The following is a 21,196-nucleotide window of genomic DNA, read 5'->3' as shown; positions in this document are numbered from 1 at the left end:
GTTCTCGGGCGCCTTCATGGCATCTACGACAGCGACGTTCACGCCCCTCAGGCGACGATGACGACCGTGTGGCACAGCTTGTCGGAGAAGGTCTGGCGCTTGTGGTCCCACAGGGGCCACAAGAACCCCGCGTAGAGCGGCAGGACGTCCACGATGTGGGCGAGGTAGCGCACGATCGACAGCCACGGACCCACGACCTCGCCGTCGTCCTGTCGCACCAGCATGGTGCCGACGAGGCGCTTGCCGACCGACTGGCCGGTGACGCCCTGGACCACCAGGTTCCAGACCACGAAGGCCACGGCGACCACGTAGGCGACGAACCCGGCCGGCGCCCACACCCTGACGAGGATGGCCGCGGCCAGGAACGGGGCCACGAAGTCGACCAGGTAGGAAGCCACCCGCAATCCCCAGTGGGCGAGCAACGCCTGTCTCGGGGGCGGCTCCTCGTCGACTGGCCCCGCTTGTGTCCCGGCGACCCCGCCAGAGCGGCGGTCACGCCACTGGGCCGAGCGCGGCTCGGCCCAGCCTGCCGGTCCCCTCGACGCCGGGGCCGAGTGCTCGTCGCGGCCGGACTCCGAGAGCGGGCGATCGGTGCTCAGGGCTGCTCCTTCGCCGACCCGGACGGGACTCCCCCGCCGAGCCGTTTTGCCGAGAACGTACCAGCCGGGGCCCCGCACCCGACAGCCGACCGGGACCGTTAGGATCGGCTGGTCAGATCCCTTTCGCGGAGGTGTCCAGATGCCGGAGAAAGGTCTCCCGCTGCCGCCCCAGTTCTCGTCCGTCGAGGACGAACGGCTGCACCGCAAGCAGCGGCTCGCGGCGTCGTTTCGTCTGTTCTCGCGGTTCGGCTTCGACGAGGGAGTCGCCGGCCACATCACGGCGCGGGATCCGGAGCGTCTCGACCACTTCTGGGTCAACCCCTTCGGCGTCCACTTCGGCCACATCCGGGTCAGCGACCTCATCCTGGTGAACGACAAGGGCGAGGTGGTCGAGGGTGACTACACCGTCAACACCGCCGCCTTCGCCATCCACTCCCAGGTCCACGCCGCCCGTCCCGACGTGGTGGCCGCGGCCCATGCCCACTCGATCTACGGCAAGTCGTGGTCGGCGCTCGGACGCAAGCTCGACCCCATCACCCAGGACGTGTGCGCCTTCTACGGGGACCACGCCCTGTTCGACGACTACACCGGTGTCGTCCTCGACCTCGAGGAGGGCAAGCGCCTCGCCCACTCCCTCGCTGACTCCAAGGCCGTCATCCTGCGCAACCACGGGCTGCTCACCGTCGGCCAGTCCGTCGACGAGGCGGCCTGGTGGTTCATCACCATGGAACGCTCGTGCCAGGCTCAGCTCCTCGCCGAGGCCGCCGGCAAGCCGGTGCTGATCGAAGAGGACATGGCCAAGCTCACGTCCACGCAGGTCGGCAGCAACATTGCCGGCTGGTTCAGCTTCCAGCCGCTCTACGACCGCATCGTGCGGGAGCAGCCCGACCTGCTCGAGTAGCTACAGCGCCCCGGCCGGCTCCACGAACCGCTCCGACAGTCCGGAGAGAAGCTCGCTCATCTTCTGACTGTCGGTGGCGAAGGCGGGGAGCACGAGCTGGTCGACCCCCGCATCCCGGTAGGCGGCGACGCTCTCGGGTTCAACGGGCTTGAGATAGGACGAGACGGTCACGTCGACGTCGGCAAGGGTCCGGCCCCGCTCCTCGAGCATGCGCTCCAGGCGGGCCACCCGCTCGGCCGCCTCGTCGGCGGCGAGGTTGAAGCCGTGCCAACCGTGGCCGAGATCGGCCACACGGCGTAGGGCGGCGTCGCTCTCGCCCCCGAAGTACAGGGGCGGGTGCGGCTCCTGCACCGGCTTGGGGAACATCCGACAGCGAGGCAATGAATAGAACCTCCCCTGGTGCTCCGAGGGGTCTTCGCACCACAGGCTGCGCATGACCTCGATGTACTCCCGGCAGCGCTCGCCCCGGTGCTCGAAGGGCGCGGCCACGGCCTCGAACTCGTCCCGCAGCCAGCCCACGCCGATGCCGAAGTCCAAGCGACCCCCCGACAACCAGTCGACCGTCGAGACGTCCTTGGCGGTGTAGACGGGATTGCGCTGGGGAAGCAGGCACACGGCCGTGCCCAGCCGCACCGTCGAGGTCACCCCGGCCAGGAACGACAGCGCGTCGAAGGGCTCCAGCAGACCGACGTCGCCCGTGAGTGGGATCTTGCCGTCGTCGGCGTACGGATAGCGTGACTCGTACTCGTCGACGAGCACGGCGTGCTCCCCCACCCACACCGACGAGAAGCCGCCCTCCTCCGCTCCACGTGCCATCGAGGCGAGGAACTCGGGGGTGGCGATGGGATTGATGGTCGCGATGAACAATCCGATACGCATACGGCTCAGCTCCGTTTCGTGTCCGGACCCGCTCCGAGCCGCTCCCGGAGCTCGAACTTGAGGATCTTTCCCGCCGGGTTGCGAGGCAAGGCGTCGACCACCTCCAAGCGGGTCGGCAGCTTGTAGCGGGCCAGGGAGCGGCCGGCGACGTCGCGCAGGTCCTCCAGGGTCAGCGACGCGTTCTCCTTCGCCACCGCGACCGCCACCACCGTCTCTCCCCAGCGCTCGTCGGGCACACCGACGACGGCGACATCGGCGACGGCCGGATGCTGGAAGAGCGCGCCCTCCACCTCGGCCGGATACACGTTCTCGCCACCGGTGAGCACCATGTCCTTCACCCGATCGACGATGAAGAGGAACCCGTCCTCGTCGACATAGCCGAGATCCCCGGTGTGGAACCAGCCCTCGCTGTCGATGGCGGCCGCCGTGGCCTCAGGCTGGTTCCAGTACCCCTTCATCACGTTGGGTCCCCGCACGCACACCTCGCCGCGGGCCAGTGGCTCGACCACCACGCCGCCCTGCGCCCCCGCCAGTCGCACCTCGGTGAACAGCGGAGTCCGGCCGGCCGACCCCACCTTCTCCAGCGCGAACTCCGGCGTGAGGAACGTCACGAGGGGTGCCGTCTCGGTCAAGCCGTAGCCCTGGTTGATGGGAACGCCCGCGCCGTTGTAGGTCTTGATGAGCGCCTCGGGCACGGGCGCTCCCCCGCAGACCACCATCCGCAGGCTGGTGAGGTCGGCCTCGCCGAAGCCGGGGTGCTGGCTCATGAGCAGGAGCATCGCCGGCACGGCGAACATGGTCGTCACGTCGCGCCCGGCGATGGCCTCGAGGCAGGCGCCCGGGTCGAAGCTGCGGTGCAGCACCACCTCGCCACCTTTCTGCCAGGTGACGAGCGTGGTGACGTTCAAGCCGCCGATGTGGAACAGCGGCGCGACAACGAGGGTGACGTCGTCCTGGACGATGTCAAGGGTGTGGAGGGCATTGATGTTGTTCCACCAGAGGTTGCCGTGGGTGAGCATGGCCCCCTTGGGCCGCCCGGTCGTGCCCGAGGTGTACATGATGGCCGCGACCTCGTCGTCGCCGATCGGCTCGGTGGCGGTGATCGGGCGGTGGCTGGCGATGACGTCCTCGAGCAGCTCCCACCCGTCGGCGACCACGTGGTCGGCTCCCAGGTAGCGACGCACCGGCACGCGTGGGCGCACCGAGTCGGCGACCGCACGGTGCGGGCCGTCAGCCACCAGGGTGTGGATCCCGGCGTCGCCGATGATGAAGGCCAGCTCGGGGCCGGTGAGGCGGAAGTTCAGGGGCACGAAGCTCGCCCCCAGGCGGGACGCGGCGAACATCGCCTCGAGGAACGCCGGCGAGTTGAGCCCGAGGAACCCGACCCTGTCGCCGTGGCTGACGCCGCCAGCCCGCAGGCCGGCCGCCAGGCGATCGACTCGATCGAGGAACTGGGCGTAGGTGCGTGTGGTCCCCTCGAAGCTGATCGCCGGGCGGTCCGGGGTGGCGGCCGCCCGCCTCGCGAACCAGCTGCCCAGGCTGACGTCGACGTTCGGGGCCATCACGACTCCTCTCTAGTCCTGCGTCCGCCGACCATAGGCCAGCCCCGCTGGGAGCCGCAGCGCCGCCGAGGCGACCCCCGGAAAGGGCGCCGCACGCGAGGGCGCCGCCGTCCGGACCCGCGGCCTGCTCAGCCCCGGGCGTCCCAGGTCGGAACGAGCTGGCGGGCCGCCCGGGCCTCGTCGACCCGGGAGACCGGCGTGGTCCGCGGCGCCGCCTTCGCCGGGCCGGGATCGCCACCGAGGGCCTCGGCGGCGATGACCTCGAGGGCGTGGCCCAGGGCTTCGAGCGTCTGCGGGCTCTCGGTCTCGGTCGGCTCGATCATGAGGGCCTCCTCGACGGTCAGCGGGAAGTACACCGTCGGAGAGTGGAAGCCCTCCTCCAGCAGTCGCTTCGCCACGTCGAGCGCCTTGACGCCGCTGCGCCGCTTCAGGTTGGCGGCCGAGATCACCAGCTCGTGCATGTTGGGCCGGTCGTAGGGGATGTCGTAGGAGCCGCGCAGGCGCTGGCGCAGCCAGTTGGCGTTGAGCACGGCGGCGTCGGCCACCCGCCGCAGGCCGTCACCGCCGTTGGCGAGGACGTAGGCGTACGCCCGGGCCAGGACCACGGCGTTGCCGTGCCAGGAGTGCACCCGGCCGATGGAGCGCTCCGGCATCTCCCACCCGTAGCCGTCGGCCTGGTCCTCCTGGCCGCCGGGACGGCGCACGGGACGCGGTCCGGGCAGGAAGGGCGCCAGCCGCTCCGATACCGCCACCGGCCCTGCGCCCGGTCCCCCGCCGCCGTGGGGCGTGGCGAACGTCTTGTGCAGGTTCATGTGCACGATGTCGAAGCCCATGTCGCCGGGGCGGGCCACACCGAGGATGGCGTTGAGATTGGCCCCGTCGTAGTAGAGCAACCCACCGACGTCGTGCACGGCCGCGGCGATGGTGGCGATGTCCTCCTCGAACAGCCCGAGGGTGTTCGGGTTGGTGAGCATGATGCCAGCCACCGTGTCGTCGAGTACGGCCTCGAGGGCGTCCACGTCGACGCAACCTCTGGCATCGGAGGCAACCGTCGTCACCTCGTAGCCGCCGAGGGTGACCGAGGCCGGGTTGGTCCCGTGGGCGGAGTCGGGGATGATCACCCGTCGCCGCCCTGACCCGTTCCCCTGCGCCGAGTGCCAGGCCCGCATCAGCATCAACCCGGTGAGCTCGCCGGCCGCGCCCGCCGCCGGCTGCAAGGTGGCCGCCGTCATCCCTGTCACCTTGCACAGGGCTTCCTCCAGCGCGACCAGCAGCTCCAGCCACCCCTGCACCAGTGACGCGGGAGCAGCGGGGTGGGCGCGGGTCAGGCCGGGGAGGGAGGCGACCTCGTCGCACAGCTTGGGGTTGTACTTCATCGTGCACGACCCGAGGGGATAGGCCCCGACGTCCACCGCGTACTGCCGGTGCGAGAGCCGGGTGAAGTGCGCCACGAGGTCGCGCTCGGACACCTCGGCCACCTCGACCGGCTCGGACCGCAGGTGCGCCTCGGGCACCAGCTCCGGCGCCGACCACTCTGGTACACCCGTGGTGCGCAGGGACCATGACCGCCGGCCGGGCTGCGAGAGCTCGAAGATGGTCGGCTCGGACTCCCGACCCATGAGCGGCGCGCTCGAGGCCCGCCCCCCGGCGGGGTCGGTGGCGGCGCTCGTCCCGGCGCTGGTGGCGGCGCCCGCGCCCTCCCGGTCCATCACCGCACGGCCTTCTCGAAGGCGGCGGCGAAGGCGTCGATCTCCTCCCTCGTCCGGCGCTCGGTGACCGCCACGAGCAAGCCACCCTCGCACCCACTGGCCTCCAGACCGGGCCCGAGCGGCACCCCGGCGAGGAAGCCCTCCTCGGCCAGCCGCTCGACGAGCACCTCGCCGTCGACGGGGGCCCGGACGGCGAACTCGCGCAGGACGGGCGCCGAGACGAGTGGCTCGACGCCGTCGACCGCGAGCAGCGCCTCACGGCAGTAGCGGGCACCCCGGGCGCAGCGGAGAGCCACCTCGACGAGCCCGCCCGTGCCCAGCCACCCGAGCTGGATCGCCGCCGTCACGGCCATCAGAGTCTGGTTGGTGCAGACGTTCGACGACGCCCGCTCCCTGCGGATGTCCTGTTCCCTGGTCCGCAGCGTGGTGACGTAGGCACGGCGGCCCTCCGTGTCGACCGTCTCGCCCACCAGGCGGCCGGGCAGGCGGCGCACGTGCTCCTCGGTGCACGCGAAGAGCCCCAGGTAGGGGCCGCCGAAATTGAGCGCCGTCCCGAAGGCCTGACCCTCGCCCACCACCACGTCGGCTCCCCACGACCCCGGTGAGCGGAGCAGTCCGGCCGCCACCGGGTCGAAGGCCACGACGAGCGGCGCCCCGGCGCCGTCGGCCACCTGCCGAGCCCGACCGAGGTCCTCCAGGCAGCCCAGGTAGTTCGGGTAGGCGGTGATGACGGCGCCGACGTCGTGCGGCTCGTCCGGCCACGCCGTCACGCCGTCGTCGAGGGGGATCTCGACCACCTCGCGACCCTCTCCGGCGGCGAACGTCCTCACGACCTGGCGCCAGTGCGGGTGCACGCCCTCGGAGATCCACACCGTCGACCGACGGGTGGAGGACGTGGCCAGGTTCACCGCTTCCACGGTGGCGCTGGCGCCGTCGTACAAGGAGGCGTTGGCGATGCCGACACCGGCCAGCCGGGCGATCATGGTCTGGAACTCGAACAGGGCCTGGAGCACGCCCTGGGCCACCTCGGGCTGATACGGCGTGTAGGCGGTGACGAACTCGGCCCGGCCGGCCAGCGACCGGGTCGCCGCAGGTACCTCGTGGTCATAGGCGCCCGCCCCGGCGAAGCAGACCAGGTCCCGTCCGTCCACCTGGTTGCGCCCGGCCAGCTCTTCGAGCCGAGCCAGCACGTCCGGCTCGCCCAGCCCCGCGGGCAGATCGAGCCCGCCGGCCAGGCGGAGCGCCTGGGGGACGGAAGCGAACAGCTCCTCCACCGACGTCAGCCCCAAGGCGGCCAGCATGACGTCGATCTCGGCGTCGGTGTGCGGAACGTAGTGACCCACTGGCTCACACACCCCTTCTCGCGGTGGCGCGGGGACCGACGAAGGGCAGCGTCACGACGCTGGCATCGACTGGTCGCCCACGCACGTCGATCGTCACCGCCGCGCCGGGCTCGACGTCCGGCGCGACCAGGGCCATCCCGATCCCCCGCTCGAGCACGGGAGAGTAGTTCCCGCTCGTCACCCGGCCGAGGAGCCGGTCACCATCGCGCACGTCGTTGCCGTCGCGAGGAGGCTGGCGCCCCTCGGTCACCAATCCCCGGAGTCGCCGAGCGATCCCCCGGCGGCGCTCGGCCTCGAGGGCCTCCCGCCCCCGGAACTCCCCCTTGTCCCAGCCGACCACCCAGCCCAACCCGGCCTGGAGGGGGGTGATCCCCGGTCCCAGCTCATGACCGTGCAGGGGCAGGCCCGCCTCCAGCCGGAGCGTGTCGCGCGCGCCGAGCCCGGCAGGGACCACCCCCTGGTCCAGCACGGCCCACCAGAAGGCCTCCGCCCGGGCAACCGGCACGGCGCACTCGACGCCGTCCTCGCCCGTGTAACCGGTCCCAGCGGCCACGCAGTCGGCGCCGTCCCAGTCGAAGACAGCCACCCCGAAGCGGGACACCGTCGCCGCGGCCGTGCTCACGGACGCCAGCTGCTGGCGGGCGGTCGGCCCCTGTATGGCGATCACCGCCCGCTCACGGGTCACGTCGGGACCGCCCAGGGCACCCCTGACGCTGGCGGTGTTCGAGGCATTGGGCATCACGTCGAAGCGGGTCGGCGCGACCCACCACACGATGATGTCGTCGATCACCGAGCCGTCGGCCTCGTCGAGGAGATGGGTGTACTGCGCTCGGCCGGGACCGATGCGCCGAAGGTCGTTGGTCAGGCTGCGCTGGAGCCGCTCGAAGGCGTCACGCCCTTCGACTCGCACCGTGCCCAGGTGACTCACGTCGAAGGCGACGGCGGCGCTCCGGCACGCCCGATGCTCGGCCACCGTCCCCGCCGGATAGGAGATCGGCATCTCCCATCCGCCGAAGTCGACAAAGCGCGCGCCGAGCGACTCATGGGCGGCTGCCAACGGCGAGCGCTGGGTTGTCACGCCCGCCAGCCTACGGCCTCCCCAGGGTGTGCCCAGCCGAGCGCAGCGTCCTTGCGCCGGCCTCCCGAGCCGGGCTAGTCGTCCTCGGGCTCGAAGGAGAGGGGACGGGGCTCGACCGTGTCGAGGCCGGCGTCGGCCAACTGCGAGGGCTCTTCCAGGCCGTACTTGACCAGGAGGTTCAGATAGTCACGCTGGTAGAAGATCTTTATCTTCACCTCGGGGTGCAGCTGGCGGAGACGTCGCACCTTGGCGTTCTTCTTCGTCACCAGACGCTGGTTGAGGGTGGTGATCTCGATGTAGAGGTCGTACGCGGGCAGATAGAAGTCGGGCCGGAGAGCCGCGGCGGGTGCGCCATTGGTGTCCCGCTCCAGGGTGAACTCGACGGGCTCGTACTGCCAGATGATCCCGTAGAAGTCGAGGAGCTTGGCAAACTGCCGCTCCGAGTTGTGGGCGAAGCGGACGCTCTCGTATGGGAGGCCGCTTCTGTCCAGGGTGCCCTACCCCCCTTGGCCGACCGCGGATCTGGCGACCGGCTCGGTCTGCTCGGTGGTCCCGCTCGCGTGCTGAGCGGGTGCCTCGCCCTCGGGCGCCAGCCGCAGGATGGCGGCGTCGATCGCCTCCTTGACGCCGGCCAGGGGGACGATGTTGAGCACGCCCTGGCCACCCTTCAGCAGGTCGACGACCTGCTCTCCCGAGTGGGCAAGGAGCGAGTCCGATCCCCCGAGGACCAGGTTCGCCGAGGCGACGTCCTCGCCCAGGTTGTCCCGGAGGCACTGGATGGCCCGGCGGGTCGACTGGAGGGACACGCCGGCATCCAGCAATTGCTTGATGACCTTGAGCTCGAGCAGGTCCCGGTAGGAGTACCGCCGCTGGGTCCCGCTCCCCCGGGCCTCCGAGATGGACGGGACCAGAAGATCGGTTCTCGCCCAGTAGTCGAGCTGGCGGTAGGTGATACCGACGATCGCACAGACCTGCGGCCCGCGAAACCCGTCTTCTGCCATGGCGTGCTGCCTCCCGGTCGACTGACCCCTCGACGGAACCCTGACCAGGCATCAGTCGCTCGGGCCGTGACACTCACATCGACGTAGTTACGCCGTTGTCACAGCGTACGCTCCCCCCTGGATGGCGTCAACGACGCGCCGGGCGGCCTCCGGCGACCCGGCTAGGAGCTGAAGTCCTCGGGCCGGATGTTCTGCAGGAACTGGCGGAACTCGCCCACCAGCTCCTCGGGGTTGGCCGGCTCGTCGTCCTCGTCCTCTGTCTGGAGGACCACGCCCTCCGCGTCGAGGAGGTCGTCGGCCACGTACAGGGGGGTCCCCAGGCGGGCGGCGAGGGCGATGGCGTCCGACGGACGGCTGGACACCGTCGGGCTCTGGTCGCCCATCCGGAGCTGCAGCTCGGCGTAATAGGTCGCCGATCTGAGCTCGGTGATCACAACCCGCTCCACGCTGGCCCCCAGGGCGGCCAGCATGTCCCTCATCAGGTCGTGGGTCATCGGTCGGGGGGTGGTCACCCCCTGGAGAGCGAAGGCGATCGCCGTGGCCTCGGGGGCCCCGATGAAGATCGGCAGCGTCCGCCTGGCGCCCTCGGTCTCCTGGAGCAGCACCACCGGCGTGTTCGACTGGAGGTCAACCCGCACGGCTGCCAAGTGCACCTCGACCATAGAAGCAACTTAGCGTGAGAACAGCTCTTCGACATGCGCGTCGGGCTCCACCCGGAGCGCAGCGAGGTCACCGGCCACGACCCGGTCGAGGTTGCGGTAGCGCTCGGCGTAGTCGAGGCCGTAGCCGAGGACGAACTCGTCCTCGATGGCAAAACCGACGTATTGGATCGGCGTGGGCACGATGCGACGAGCGGTCTTGTCCAAGAGTGCGCACACCGCGAGCGAACGCGGGCCGCGCCGCTCGAGCTCGCCGAGAATGTAGGTCAGCGTGAGGCCGGTATCGACGATGTCCTCGACGAGCACCACCTCCTGTCCGGAGATGTCGGTGTCGAGGTCCTTCACGATTCGGACCCGTCCGGTCCCTTCGGCGTAGGACGAGATGGCGAGGAAGTCGATCTGGCATGACACGGTGACGGAGCGCACGAGATCGGCCAGAAAGCACACGCTGCCTTTGAGCACCGCAACGAGCACCATGCCGCCTGGGTACGCCGCCGACAGCTCTGCCCCCAGGCGGGACACCCTGGTCCTGAGCTCGTCGCTATCGATGAGGACCCGGGCCGATGCCGGTGTCACCCCCCGGTGTTGTCCCTCAGGGCGCTCCGCAAGAGTGAGCCTCGGAGCCCCTGGCCGAGGCGCGCCAGCTCGGTCAGGGTCTCCACGGCGCGCCGTCTGGCCACGGGGTTCCGCTGCTTGAGCATCGGCATGACGATCTGCTCGAAGAATGACGCCTCACGGTCGGCCGCCGTGCGGTACATGCGCAGGTGTCGGGCCTCGATACCGAACCGACGAAACCCCGCCGACAGGCGGGCGACCGTCAAGGACTCCTCGTCGAAGTAGACCGTGTCACCGACCGGCCGCCCGACGAGGAGGCCATAGCGCTCCAGCTCGCGAAGATCCTCTTCGCTCAGGCCGCTCGCCTCCGACAGCTCGCCCGCGGTGAGGTTCACGCCCGACAGGCCGATAGAGAGCGGACCGCCCGACTGCTCCTCGGTCGTCTCCGGAGGCGCTGGCCGCGGGCCCGCTGACCCCTCCCGCCTGCCGGCTGGGCCGGCAGTGTCGTCGGGCCGACCTCCCGGGCCGGCAGTGTCGTCGGGCCGGCTTCTCGGGCCGACGGTGTCGTCGGGCCGGCTTCCCGGGCCGCCAGTATCGTCGGGCCGGCTTCTCGGGAGGGTGGCGTCGTCGGGCCGGACTCCTGCGCCGGGTGTCGCCGGGGCCGAGCGGCCTGGTGACCCGCCCCGCCCTCGGGTGTCGGCCGGCAGGGCCCCGGCGTCAGGGCGACCGCCCCGCTGCTGGGAGGGAACCCCGAAGCGGCTCCGTACTCCGGTGGGCGACGGCGTCGACGTCTGTCCTGTCCGCTCCCGGGCACGGGCCTCCCGGGCACGCCCCTCCTGGGCCGGCGGCTCCCGATCCAGGTCGTGCGCACCCTCGGCCGGCTCGTCCTGGCCGCCCTCCGGACCCTGGTGCACGCGAGCGCCGCCCGCTGCGCCCCTCGGGCGCTCACCCGGACCCTGCGCGGGCGTACCCGCCGTCCCGGCCTCGCGGGGTCGGAGGGTCGCAATCGCCGCCACGCCGGCCACGGACCGCGAGCCGGTCGCCTTGCGGGCCACACCGACCCCTGCACCGGCACCCGCCCTGCCAGCAGGATCAACGCGATCGGGGTCGGGGGACTCACCCTCGGCCAAGCCGCCGTTGCGGCGCAGACGGCCCTTGATGACCTTGAGGGGCAGGAAGTTCTCGCGCTGCTGGCGCAGGATCCACCGAAGCCGGTCGACATCCTCCTCGTAGAACTTCCGGTACCCCGACGGGGTGCGTTCAGGGTCGAGGAGACCCTGGCTCTCGAGGAACCTGATCTTCGAGATGGTGATGTCGGGAAACTCGTCCTTCAACAGGGACAACACGTCCCCGATCGAGAGATACGTCCGCTCCGCCAAGCCGACCGCCTTACCCTTCCGCCGCCCCCGCCAAATAGACGAGCTTGAACTTACCTATCTGGACCTCGTCTCCACTGGCGAGCTCAGCCTCCTCGATGCGCTCCCGGTTCAGGTACGTGCCGTTGAGAGAGCCTACGTCCCGTACGAGATAGCCGCGCTCGCGACGCGCGAACTCGGCGTGACGTCGGGACACCGTGATGTCATCGAGGAAGATGTCGCTCTCCGGGTGACGTCCGGCCCGGGTGACGTCTTCGTCCAGCATGAACTTCGAGCCGGCGTTGGGACCGCGCTTGACCACGAGCATGCCCGTGCCTTGGGGCAGCTCCGGAAGCGTGACGCCGACCTCCTCCTCGGCCACCTCTCCGCCACCCTCGACAGGCAGGAACGTCACCGTCGTATCGTCGGCGGACCCGGGCAGCACCGCTCCGCACGACGAGCAGAACTTGGCGTCGGGTGGGTTGCGGTGACCGCAGTTGTTGCAGAACATCGGAGTCAACCGTACTCCTTGACGGTCCGCCGCTCACCGGGTGGTGATCGGACTAGCTCGAGATCAGCTGACGATAGGCCTCGGCGTCAAGGAGCCCGGCGACCTCGCCGGGCTCCCGCGGCTCGATCACGCAGATCCAGCCCTCGCCGTACGGGTCCTCGTTGACGCGCTGCGGAGCGTCGGCGAGCTCCGTGTTGACCTCGACCACCACGCCAGCCACGGGCGCGTAGATGTCCGAGACCGACTTCGTCGACTCGACCTCGCTGAACACCGCCGATCCCTCGACGGTCGCCCCTTGCTCCGGGAGCTGGACGAACACCACGTCACCCAGGGCGTCCTGGGCGTAGTCGGTGATCCCGACCCGCACCTTGCCGTCCTCGAGACGGGCCCACTCGTGGTCGGAGGTGTAGCGGAGGCCGTCGGGCACATTCATGGCAGGAAGCTACCCGATACCGCGACCTGCCCGGTCCAGCGCGCCGCCGCCGGGTCGGCGTTCTCCCGAGGGCAGCTTCCGTCGGCGCTACCGGAGCAGCTCACGGACGAGCGACGCGTACTCCTCGGCCCGCGTCGAGGCGGCCCGGTCGTCCGCCGCCTCGGCCCATACGTGGGTGACGGGATGCTCGGGGTCGGGCAGGACCAGGGCCCACCCGTCGTCCTCCAGCACCTTGACCCCGTCGACGAGGACCAGCTCCCGGTCCTTGAGGTTCTCCACCAGCGTGCGCATGACCAGGCCCTTCTGCTCCCAGGGAGTGATCACCCGCTGGTGGGCCATGTGGACGGGCGAGGACTGGCCGACGACCTTCGAGAGTCGGATCCCGCCGCTCGCCAGCATGGCCAGCAGGTTGACCAGCGTGGCGGCGGCGTCGTAGGCGGGGAGGAAGGCCGGGAAGGCGAACCCGCTCTCGCGCCCTCCGGCGAAGTCGACCTGCTCCTCGGCGGCGACCTCCATCAGATGGGCGGTGGAGGTCTTGGTCCAGACGACCTCGGCCCCGGCCTCGGCGCAGATGACCTCGGCGGCCCGGCTGGCGACGACCGGCAGCGCCACGCGCGGTCGATCCCGGCTGGTCACCACCAGTCGCAGCAGCGCCAGCAGCGCCTCGTCATCGCTCAGCACGTGGCCGGCGTCGTCGACGATCACCAGTCGCTCGCCGTCAGGGAAGATCACGGCACCGAGATGGGCGCCCGAGCTCTGGACCATCTGGCCCACCTGGCGTGCGTGCGTCTCCCGATCGAAGGCCACTGCGCCCTCGGTCGAGGCGTAGGGGTTGACCGCAAGGACGTCGGCGCCGAGCCGGGCCAGCACATTTGGCATCACGAAGCTCGCCGTGCCGTAGGCGTAGTCGACGACCAGCTTGAACCGGGCGGCCCGCACCGCATCGAGGTCGATGCTGTCCATGAGCGCCGCGGTGTAGAACTCGAGGGTCCTGGGCGGAAAGCCGAGGTCGCCGATCTCGGCCGCCGGCACCCGACGAAAATCCTCGCGGTTCACGAGGCGCTCGATCTTGCGCTGTGTCGTCTCGTCGACGTCAACGCCGGTGTCGTCGAAGAACCGGATCAGGACCGCTTGCGGGTCCCCGGGAGACAACCGCACGCTGATGCCGCCCTGGCTCGATCCCCGCCGCACCTGGAACCGGGTGACCGGAAGGGTGGCGACCTCCAGGTCGTCGGCGTTCACACCGGCCGCGTTGAGCCCGACCATGATCGCCCGCTTGAGCATCCGGGCCGCTCGGCTCGAGTCGCGCGAGGTCGTCACGGTGCTGCCCCGCTTGAGGGTCGTGGCGTAGGCCATGGCCACCCGGACCGCCAGCTGGGGACTGATGTCCACGTTCGCCAGGCCGGTGACGCCCACCCGCCCGAACAGGCTGCGGGTCCCGCGTGACTCCCACACGATCGAGGAGCTGACCGTGGCGCCGGCCTCCACCGTCTTCGACGGGTAGACCTTCACCCCGGGGTTGATGACCGCCTGCTCGCCCACGAAGCACTCGTCGCCCAGGACCACGCCCTCTTCGCACCGCACCCCCTGCCGGAGGTCATTGGCCCGCCCGAGGACGCACCCCCGCAGGCTCACCCCCTGCCCCAGGTACGAGTTCTCGTGGACGATGGCCCGCTGCAGGGAGGCGTCCGGTCCGACGAGCACGTTGCCGCCGAGCACCGTGTGGTCGCCAAGATGGGCACCGGGGCCGATGCGGCAGTAGTCGCCGATCACCACAGGACCGTCGATGTGAGCCGAGGGGTGCACCTCGGCACCCTCGCCGATCCACACGCCCGGTCGCATGGAGAAGCCGGGCACGTCGATGACCACCTTGTTGTCGAGCACGTCCTGGTGGGCCCGGACGTAGGCCTCGGCGTTGCCGACGTCCTCCCAGTACCCCTCGGCGACGTAGCCGTACAGCGGCTCGCCCGCCGCCAGCAGTGCCGGGAACACCTCGCCCGAGAAGTCGACTGGGCGCCCCGACTCGACGAAGTCGAACACCTCGGGCTCGAGGACGTAGATCCCGGTGTTGACCGTGTCGCTGAACACCTGCCCCCAGGTGGGCTTCTCCAGGAATCGATCGATGGAGCCGTCCTCGTTGGTGATGACGATGCCGAACTCGAGGGGGTTCTCCATGGCCTTGAGCCCGATGGTGACCAGGGCCCGCCGCTCCTCGTGGAAGGCCATGATCGCCGAGAGGTCGATGTCGGTGAGCACGTCTCCGGAGATCACGAGAAAGCGCTCGTCGAGCTCGTCCCTGGCGTTGAGCACCGAGCCCGCGGTGCCGAGGGGAGTCTCCTCGGTGGCGTAGACCATCCTGACGCCGAACTCGGATCCGTCACCGAAGTAGGTCCGCACGGCGTTGGCCAGGAAGGCGACGGTCACGACGATGTCGTCGAAGCCGTGCTCCCTGAGCAGCCCCACGATGTGCTCCATCATCGGGCGGTTCACCATGGGCAGCATGGGCTTGGGCTGGTTGGACGTCAGCGGGCGCAGACGCGTGCCCTCCCCGCCCGCCATGATCACCGCCTTCACGGTCTCGACCCTACCCGAGCGCTCCCGCCGGACGACCTACCGGGTCGGCGTCCTCGAGCGAGCGCACCCCGGGCGAGCGGGATGTAGGTGCCGGCTGCGTACCACGACAGGATCAGCGCGGGCACCGCGCACACCCACGCCGCGACCAGCGCCGCGTTGGGCCACGACGCCGACGGCCCCGCCACCAGGAACAGCGGGAAGGCGACCATCAGGCCGAACGTGCCCGCCTTGCCGACCCACACCACGTCGATCCTGGCCGCTCCCGCGGCGGCCAGGGCCAGGACGGCCGCCGACACAAGTGCCTCGCGCGCCAACACGGCGACACCCAGCCACAGGGGTACGGACCCGTCGACTGTGATCGCCACCACGCCGACCCCGAGCAGGACACGGTCCGCCACCGGGTCGAGCACCTTTCCCAGCGTGGAGACCTGACCGAGCCGACGGGCGAGCCACCCGTCGACCCAGTCGGTGGCCCCCAGCACGGCCAGCAGCGCCGCCGCGGCCACCCGGTTCTGCACTCCGAACAGGAGCCACAGGAATACCGGCACAGCAGCGAGACGGGCCGCGGTGACGGCATTGGGGATGGTGAGGACGCGATCCCCCCCGGCGTCGCTGTCGCCGCGGGTACCCATCGACCCGAGTCTACGGACCGGGTGGCCGGGCGAGGGGTCCGTCGTGAGCCCGTCGGCCGCGGGCACTCCCATCAGTCTTGTTCCACATCTGGTCGAAAGTGGGCGCGACCCTCACCGGCGCGGTGACCCGTTTCGACCAGATGCGGAACGCGCCCTCACTCGCTGGAGCAGTGTCCGTTCGTCGTCGGGGGCACATCCAGCGCCGGGTTGCGATCGAAGAAGCCGGCCGGCTTCAGGACGAACCCCGCATAATCGACAGGGGCGACGGGCCAGTCCTCGGGTCGGGGCACGTGAGTGAGGCCGAACGTGTGCCACAGGACCACGTCGGTGTCGACCAGCGGGCGGTCCGCTGCCGTCCACGCCGGGAGCCCGTCGCCGCCGCTGCTCTGGTTCGGGTAGTCCCCCGCCGGGCGGCGCTCGGCCGGATCGAAGGGGGTCACCCAGAGACTCTTCGACGCGAACGCGGCCCGGCGACCGACGCTCGACGACGGCTGCGCCAGCAGGCAGGTCGACTGGCCGGGGATCAGCTTGTAGCCCACCGGCTGGCCGAGGCCGTTCAGCGAGGACTGGTTGACGACCTTCCAGCTGCGAGCGGCGAGCGGATCGATCATGCGCTGGGCCTCCGACTCCGACGCGAGCAGGGTGGCCCGAGAGCGGAAGGCGCTCCCCTCGGGATTGTCCTCACCGGGCGGGAGGCTGACGGCGTCCAGCTCGTAGACCGAGTTCGACCGGCCGTCCAGGTCGAAGTCGAGCCGGGCGCAGAGCAGATGCTGGTGGTTCGGCGCGTAGAGCTCGGGACCGACGACCTCGCCGAAGGCCGGGCGGTGGCCGGGCTCGCGAGCCGACGTCTGGATGATGCCCGTCAGCTTCACCTCGAGCTGGATGGTGCCGTCGAGATAGAGGTACCAGTAGAAGCCGTACTCGTAGTTCCCCACGGTGGCGATGAACGAGATCACCAGCCGCCGGGACCGGCGCACCTCGGAGGCGCCGCTCCAGAGATCGACATGCTTCCAGAGGATCCCGTAATCCTCCTCGTGCAGGCAGACGGCGTTGGAGATCGTGCGGGCCCCGCCCCGATCGTCACCGACGACGGCGTCGAGGTAGCGGATCTCGCCCAGGCAGTCGCAGCCGAGGGTGAGGCTCTGCATCATCTTGCCCAGCCCCCACTCGCCGACGTCGAAGGCGTTCTTCCACCAGTGGTTGGTGGAGGTGTCCCCGTAGGGGACAACCATCTCGGCGATCGAGGCCCGGTGGAGGATCGGTCGGACCCGTCCGCCGTCCTCGTAGCCGACGGTGTGGAGCACGACGCCCTCGATGGGATGGACGGATACCCGCAGGCGCCAACGCTGCCAGCGGATCTCGGATCCCTCGACCACGAAGCTGGGGCCCTCCGGTTGGGAGATGACGAGCGGCCGCAGGCCCTGTCGTTGCTCGCCCACCGACGCCGGGTCGTAGTTGCCGGCCGCCTCGGGGACCGGGACGACCTCCCGGTCCACGAGCTCGATCACCTCGGCGGTGGCGAGGTCGACCACGGCGACGAGCCCCTCCACGGGACGGGCGTAGCCGTTGTCGGCAGCGTGGGTCCGCACGTAGGAGACGCAGCGAACGAGACGCCGTCCCGCTTCTGCGGCGATCCCGAAGTTGCCTGCCGGCCACGGGTCCACCTGGACCAGCTCGAGGTCGGTGACCCCCCGTCGCCGCATGGCCTCCTGCCACCGGGCGTCGGCCTTGACGGCCTGGAAGGCGAAGACGAGCTCGTCGACCAGCAGCGGGGTGACCGCGCCGGGCACCGATTGCCACGAAAGGACTGTCGACCGGGTGATCGACACCACGGCCTCGTGCACCACGCCGGTGATCCGCTCGCACACCGCCACCTCGGCCTGGCGATCGATGTCGTCGCCGGGCCGGTACCCCGTCACGACGTCCTTCGGCGGCTCGTGCAGAGTGACCCAGGGGAACCTGACGTCGTCCACCAACCCGCGGTCCTCTGTCACGATGGCGCAGGCGGCGCTGATCTCCGCCACCGACAGCGAGTCGAGCGGGTGGGCCGCAGGCGCCTCGTCGGGGCCCTTCACGGCCACGCTGGGGCCTTCCTCCATCACGATCCTCCGACCTCGCTCGGACGGCTCACGTTAGTGCCCGGCCCCGGACGGGCCCGGCTCAGGCGCTCCCTGGCCGGGCCTCGCTGCCCCGGACGGACTCAGGCGAGGCGGGTGGAGGGGACCGACCGCACCCGGCCCTCGGACCGCAGCTCGCGCACGGCAGGGACCGGATCGGGGTCGGCGAAGAGCCCCTCGTCGGCGTAGTCGGCGGCCCGTCCCGTCGGGTCGGTCACCCAGTACGAGGCTTCGAGGGCGATCCCGTTCGGGTCGGTGAAGTAGATCGACCGGAGGAAGCCGTGATCCACCAGGTCGGTCACCTCGCAAGCGGCGGCCTTCAGCCGGTCCCGGAGGGCCAGCAGGGCGGTCTCGTCGGGCAGGTTGAACGACAGGTGGTCGAACTGGATGGCCCGGGGATCGGGGATCCCCGCCGGCTTGGCGAACGTCTCCAGCTTCACTCCCTGGTACTCGAAGAACGCGACCGTGTTGCCGGCCCCGAACTCGAAGAAATAGTGGCGGAACGAGCGGGTACCCAGATCGGCCACCAGTCGGGCGCCGAGCACCCCGTCATAGAAGCGCACGGTCGCGTCCATGTCATCGGTGATCAGCGCCAGGTGGTTGATGCCCCGCCAACGCGGGGCCTCCTGATCGTGGTGCTGCTCGGACAGCGGCTCCCCCGTGGTTTCGGTGCTCATATCCCAATTCTACGACGGGGAGATGCCGCCGTCGGCTGGTGGAGTGGCAATATGGACGGGCCCGACATGGGCGCCGACCAGGGCGGGTACAAGACGGGGCGAAGGCCTACCGGGTCTCGTTCGTCTTCGTTGCCCGCATCGAGGAGGGTCAAGGCCTTGAACACTCGAGCCGTCACCGAGAAGCAGTCCCGCGACGTCGCCGAGGCCGCCCGGCAGCAGGAGTGGGACCAGCCCAGCTTCGCCAAGGAGCTGTTCCTGGGCCGCTTCAAGCTGGAGATGGTCCACCCCCATCCCCGTCCGTCCGCCGAGGACAGGGCCAAGGGCGAGGCCTTCCTGGCCCGCCTGGAGGCCTTCCTGCGAGAGGAGGTCGACCCCGCCGTCATCGAGCGCGACGCCAAGATCCCCGAGAGCGTCATCAAGGGCCTCTGCGACCTGGGCGCCCTGGGCATGAAGATCGACGAGGAGTACGGCGGCCTGGGGCTGTCGTACGTCTATTACAACCGCGCCCTGGCCATGGCGGTCACCTACCACTCGGCGATCAGCACGCTGCTCAGCGCCCACCAGTCGATCGGGGTGCCCCAGCCGCTCAAGCTGTTCGGCACCCCCGAGCAGAAGCGCAAGTACCTGCCCCGTGTGGCCCGCGATCAGATCAGCGCCTTTCTGCTCACCGAGCCCGACGTCGGGAGCGACCCGGCCCGGATGCACTGCAGCGCCGTCCCCACCGAGGACGGCTCGGCCTATCTCATCAACGGCGAGAAGCTGTGGACCACGAACGGCGTCATCGCCGATCTCCTGGTCGTCATGGCCACCGTCCCCCGCTCCGAGGGGCACCGCGGTGGCATCACCGCCTTCATCGTCGATGCCCACGCGCCCGGCGTGAAAGTGCTGCACCGCAACCAGTTCATGGGCCTTCGTGGCATCGAGAACGGAGTGACCCGATTCGAGAACGTGCGCGTGCCGGTCGACGACGTCGTCGGCGGCGAGGGTCGGGGCCTGAAGGTCGCCCTGCAGACGCTCAACACCGGGCGTCTGTCGCTCCCCGCCACCTGCGCGGCGTCCTCGAAGCTGTCCCTCAAGATCGTGCGCCAGTGGGCCAACGAGCGCGTCCAGTGGGGCATGCCGATCGGCAAGCACGAGGCGGTGGCCGAGAAGATCGCCTTCATGGCCGGCGTGACCTTCGCCGAGGAAGCCGTGGTGGAGCTGTCCAGCCTCCTGGCCGACGCCGAGCAGCACGACATCCGCATCGAGGCCGCCCTGGCCAAGCTGTACTGCTCGGAGATGGCCTGGCAGGTCGCTGACGAGATGGTCCAGATCCGGGGCGGCCGAGGGTTCGAGACGGCAGCGTCCCTCGAGGCCCGTGGCGAGAAGCCGGTCCCGGCCGAGCAGATCCTCCGAGACCTCCGCATCTGCCGGATCTTCGAGGGCTCCTCCGAGATCATGAAGCTGCTGATCGCTCGGGAGGCCGTCGACCAGCACCTCGCCGTCGCCGGCGCCATCATCGATCCTGAGGTCGACGCCCGGACCAAGGCCAAGACGGCGGCCAAGGCGGGGGCCTTCTACAGCAAGTGGTTGCCGCGGCTCGCGGTCGGGCAGGGCCAGTCCCCTCGCAGCTACGCGGAGTTCGGCGAGCTGGGGACCCACCTGCGCTTCGTCGAACGCTCCAGCCGCAAGCTCGCCCGCTCGACCTTCTACGGGATGTCCCGCTGGCAGGGCAAGCTCGAGCGCAAGCAGGCTTTCCTCGGTCGCATCGTCGACATCGGGGCCGAGCTGTTCGCCATGAGCGCGGCGTGTGTGCGCGCCCAGATGCTGACCGACGACGGCGAGGTGGAGGGCGAGGGTGCCTTCGAGCTGGCCGATCTGTTCTGCACGGGCGCCCGCCGCCGGGTCGACCGGCTCTTCCACGAGCTATGGCACAACGACGACTCCGACAACTACGCCGCCGCCCAGGCCGTGCTGACGGGCCGCTACACCTGGGCGGAAGGCGGCATCCTCGACCCCGCGGGCGAGGGCCCCATGCTCGGCACTGCCAGCGTCGAGGGCGACGTCGAGGCCAAGGTCGCCGCGCCCGAGAGTCCCGAGAGCGTGGCTGCCACCGGCCCCCGCCGTTGAGCGCCCGGGTCGGCCACTCCCTCGGGCCCGCCCCCCGGGCCGATCCTGCTCGCCGATGACGATCGCCGTCTTCGTCGTGGCGTTGGTGCTGGCTCAGGGCGTCGGGATCTTCGGCCTGCGCCGCCGGGGCTACGAGCTGCTCTGCACCATCGCCATGACCGTGCTGGTGGTCATCGCCATCTTCTCGGCCGGCCGGGTGCTCGGACTGGTCTGAGTGAAAGGCCCGCCCGAGTCACTGGAGTTCCAGCCGGACGCCCGAGCCGAGATCCTGGCTCGAATGGATCGCGTCGCCGGCAGCCGCCGCGGATGGATCAACTTCCATCCCGGCATCGAAGAGGACACCGACGTCCCCCAGGAGTCTTCGCTCTTCGGGATCTTCTCGGCCAGCGGCCCCGCCGTGCCCATCTGCACGTGGATGCCGGGCAAGTGGCGGGGCGAACGGAGAGACCCCGTATCGATCGGTGTGCAGCACGCCGCCGGGCCCCGCGCCGTCGCCCGGCTC

Annotated in this window: 21 protein-coding genes; 4 read left to right on the top strand and 17 right to left on the bottom strand. The window is 70.3% G+C overall.

What is annotated here, in order from left to right:
- Nucleotides 1-47: 47 nt before the first annotated feature.
- On the bottom strand, nucleotides 48-677 hold the full coding sequence (locus VGF64_13200; protein ID HEY1635711.1) for an RDD family protein: 630 nt from the start codon (nucleotides 675-677) through the stop codon (nucleotides 48-50).
- A gap of 61 nt (nucleotides 678-738) precedes the next feature.
- Here VGF64_13200 and VGF64_13195 point away from each other — a divergent pair, with 61 nt between their 5' ends.
- Nucleotides 739-1,500: a class II aldolase/adducin family protein gene (locus tag VGF64_13195; GenBank protein ID HEY1635710.1), complete on the top strand. Its 762-nt coding sequence runs from the start codon at nucleotides 739-741 to the stop codon at nucleotides 1,498-1,500.
- Here the strand turns inward: VGF64_13195 and VGF64_13190 are convergent, their stop codons facing one another.
- The 16 genes from VGF64_13190 to VGF64_13115 form a co-directional block, all read right to left on the bottom strand.
- Nucleotides 1,501-2,379, bottom strand: coding sequence for an LLM class F420-dependent oxidoreductase (locus VGF64_13190; protein ID HEY1635709.1), 879 nt, complete (start codon nucleotides 2,377-2,379; stop codon nucleotides 1,501-1,503).
- A gap of 5 nt (nucleotides 2,380-2,384) precedes the next feature.
- Nucleotides 2,385-3,941 (bottom strand): long-chain fatty acid--CoA ligase, encoded by a 1,557-nt coding sequence (locus tag VGF64_13185; protein HEY1635708.1) that lies wholly within the window; start codon nucleotides 3,939-3,941, stop codon nucleotides 2,385-2,387.
- Between the two features lie 128 nt (nucleotides 3,942-4,069).
- Nucleotides 4,070-5,650 (bottom strand): aminomethyl-transferring glycine dehydrogenase subunit GcvPB, encoded by a 1,581-nt coding sequence (gene gcvPB, locus VGF64_13180; protein HEY1635707.1) that lies wholly within the window; start codon nucleotides 5,648-5,650, stop codon nucleotides 4,070-4,072.
- The gene (gene gcvPA, locus VGF64_13175) at nucleotides 5,650-6,993 is read right to left on the bottom strand and encodes an aminomethyl-transferring glycine dehydrogenase subunit GcvPA (protein ID HEY1635706.1); all 1,344 of its coding nucleotides are present in this window, start codon (nucleotides 6,991-6,993) and stop codon (nucleotides 5,650-5,652) included. Before gcvPA ends, gcvPB begins: the two co-directional genes overlap by 1 nt.
- A 4-nt stretch (nucleotides 6,994-6,997) precedes the next feature.
- The gene (gene gcvT, locus VGF64_13170) at nucleotides 6,998-8,071 is read right to left on the bottom strand and encodes a glycine cleavage system aminomethyltransferase GcvT (protein HEY1635705.1); all 1,074 of its coding nucleotides are present in this window, start codon (nucleotides 8,069-8,071) and stop codon (nucleotides 6,998-7,000) included.
- A 74-nt stretch (nucleotides 8,072-8,145) separates the two neighbouring features.
- The gene (locus VGF64_13165; protein HEY1635704.1) at nucleotides 8,146-8,337 is read right to left on the bottom strand and encodes a hypothetical protein; all 192 of its coding nucleotides are present in this window, start codon (nucleotides 8,335-8,337) and stop codon (nucleotides 8,146-8,148) included.
- A 231-nt stretch (nucleotides 8,338-8,568) separates the two neighbouring features.
- Nucleotides 8,569-9,072 carry a MerR family transcriptional regulator gene (locus VGF64_13160; protein ID HEY1635703.1) on the bottom strand — a complete coding sequence of 168 codons (504 nt, stop codon included), beginning with the start codon at nucleotides 9,070-9,072 and terminating at the stop codon, nucleotides 8,569-8,571.
- Nucleotides 9,073-9,233: 161 nt separating this feature from the next.
- Nucleotides 9,234-9,734, bottom strand: coding sequence for a bifunctional nuclease family protein (locus VGF64_13155; GenBank protein ID HEY1635702.1), 501 nt, complete (start codon nucleotides 9,732-9,734; stop codon nucleotides 9,234-9,236).
- A 9-nt stretch (nucleotides 9,735-9,743) separates the two neighbouring features.
- Nucleotides 9,744-10,307, bottom strand: a complete 564-nt coding sequence (gene hpt, locus VGF64_13150) for a hypoxanthine phosphoribosyltransferase (protein HEY1635701.1) — start codon at nucleotides 10,305-10,307, stop codon at nucleotides 9,744-9,746.
- Nucleotides 10,304-11,665, bottom strand: coding sequence for a MerR family transcriptional regulator (locus VGF64_13145; GenBank protein HEY1635700.1), 1,362 nt, complete (start codon nucleotides 11,663-11,665; stop codon nucleotides 10,304-10,306). Before VGF64_13145 ends, hpt begins: the two co-directional genes overlap by 4 nt.
- A gap of 10 nt (nucleotides 11,666-11,675) precedes the next feature.
- A complete protein-coding gene (locus VGF64_13140) occupies nucleotides 11,676-12,152 on the bottom strand; it encodes an FHA domain-containing protein (protein ID HEY1635699.1) in 477 nt (158 codons plus the stop codon).
- 52 nt (nucleotides 12,153-12,204) lie between these two features.
- On the bottom strand, nucleotides 12,205-12,585 hold the full coding sequence (gcvH, locus tag VGF64_13135; GenBank protein ID HEY1635698.1) for a glycine cleavage system protein GcvH: 381 nt from the start codon (nucleotides 12,583-12,585) through the stop codon (nucleotides 12,205-12,207).
- Nucleotides 12,586-12,672: 87 nt separating this feature from the next.
- On the bottom strand, nucleotides 12,673-15,159 hold the full coding sequence (locus VGF64_13130) for a sugar phosphate nucleotidyltransferase (GenBank protein ID HEY1635697.1): 2,487 nt from the start codon (nucleotides 15,157-15,159) through the stop codon (nucleotides 12,673-12,675).
- Entirely contained in the window at nucleotides 15,156-15,791 is a 636-nt protein-coding gene (locus VGF64_13125) for a CDP-alcohol phosphatidyltransferase family protein (protein HEY1635696.1), read from the bottom strand. Before VGF64_13125 ends, VGF64_13130 begins: the two co-directional genes overlap by 4 nt.
- A gap of 155 nt (nucleotides 15,792-15,946) precedes the next feature.
- Nucleotides 15,947-17,890: a primary-amine oxidase gene (locus VGF64_13120; protein ID HEY1635695.1), complete on the bottom strand. Its 1,944-nt coding sequence runs from the start codon at nucleotides 17,888-17,890 to the stop codon at nucleotides 15,947-15,949.
- A gap of 101 nt (nucleotides 17,891-17,991) precedes the next feature.
- Complete coding sequence (locus tag VGF64_13115) at nucleotides 17,992-18,585, bottom strand: VOC family protein (protein HEY1635694.1); 594 nt, start codon at nucleotides 18,583-18,585, stop codon at nucleotides 17,992-17,994.
- Between the two features lie 156 nt (nucleotides 18,586-18,741).
- Here VGF64_13115 and VGF64_13110 point away from each other — a divergent pair, with 156 nt between their 5' ends.
- The 3 genes from VGF64_13110 to VGF64_13100 all read left to right on the top strand — a co-directional run.
- Nucleotides 18,742-20,694 (top strand): acyl-CoA dehydrogenase family protein, encoded by a 1,953-nt coding sequence (locus VGF64_13110; protein HEY1635693.1) that lies wholly within the window; start codon nucleotides 18,742-18,744, stop codon nucleotides 20,692-20,694.
- Between the two features lie 55 nt (nucleotides 20,695-20,749).
- Complete coding sequence (locus VGF64_13105) at nucleotides 20,750-20,908, top strand: hypothetical protein (protein HEY1635692.1); 159 nt, start codon at nucleotides 20,750-20,752, stop codon at nucleotides 20,906-20,908.
- Between the two features lie 63 nt (nucleotides 20,909-20,971).
- On the top strand, nucleotides 20,972-21,196 hold a 225-nt coding region (locus VGF64_13100; protein HEY1635691.1), incomplete at its 3' end, for a hypothetical protein.

It is taken from the genome of Acidimicrobiales bacterium, from assembly GCA_036491125.1.
Lineage (GTDB): Bacteria > Actinomycetota > Acidimicrobiia > Acidimicrobiales > AC-9 > AC-9.
The sequence above is the reverse complement of the archived record's forward strand: the minus strand, read 5'-3'. Positions and strand labels throughout refer to the sequence as shown.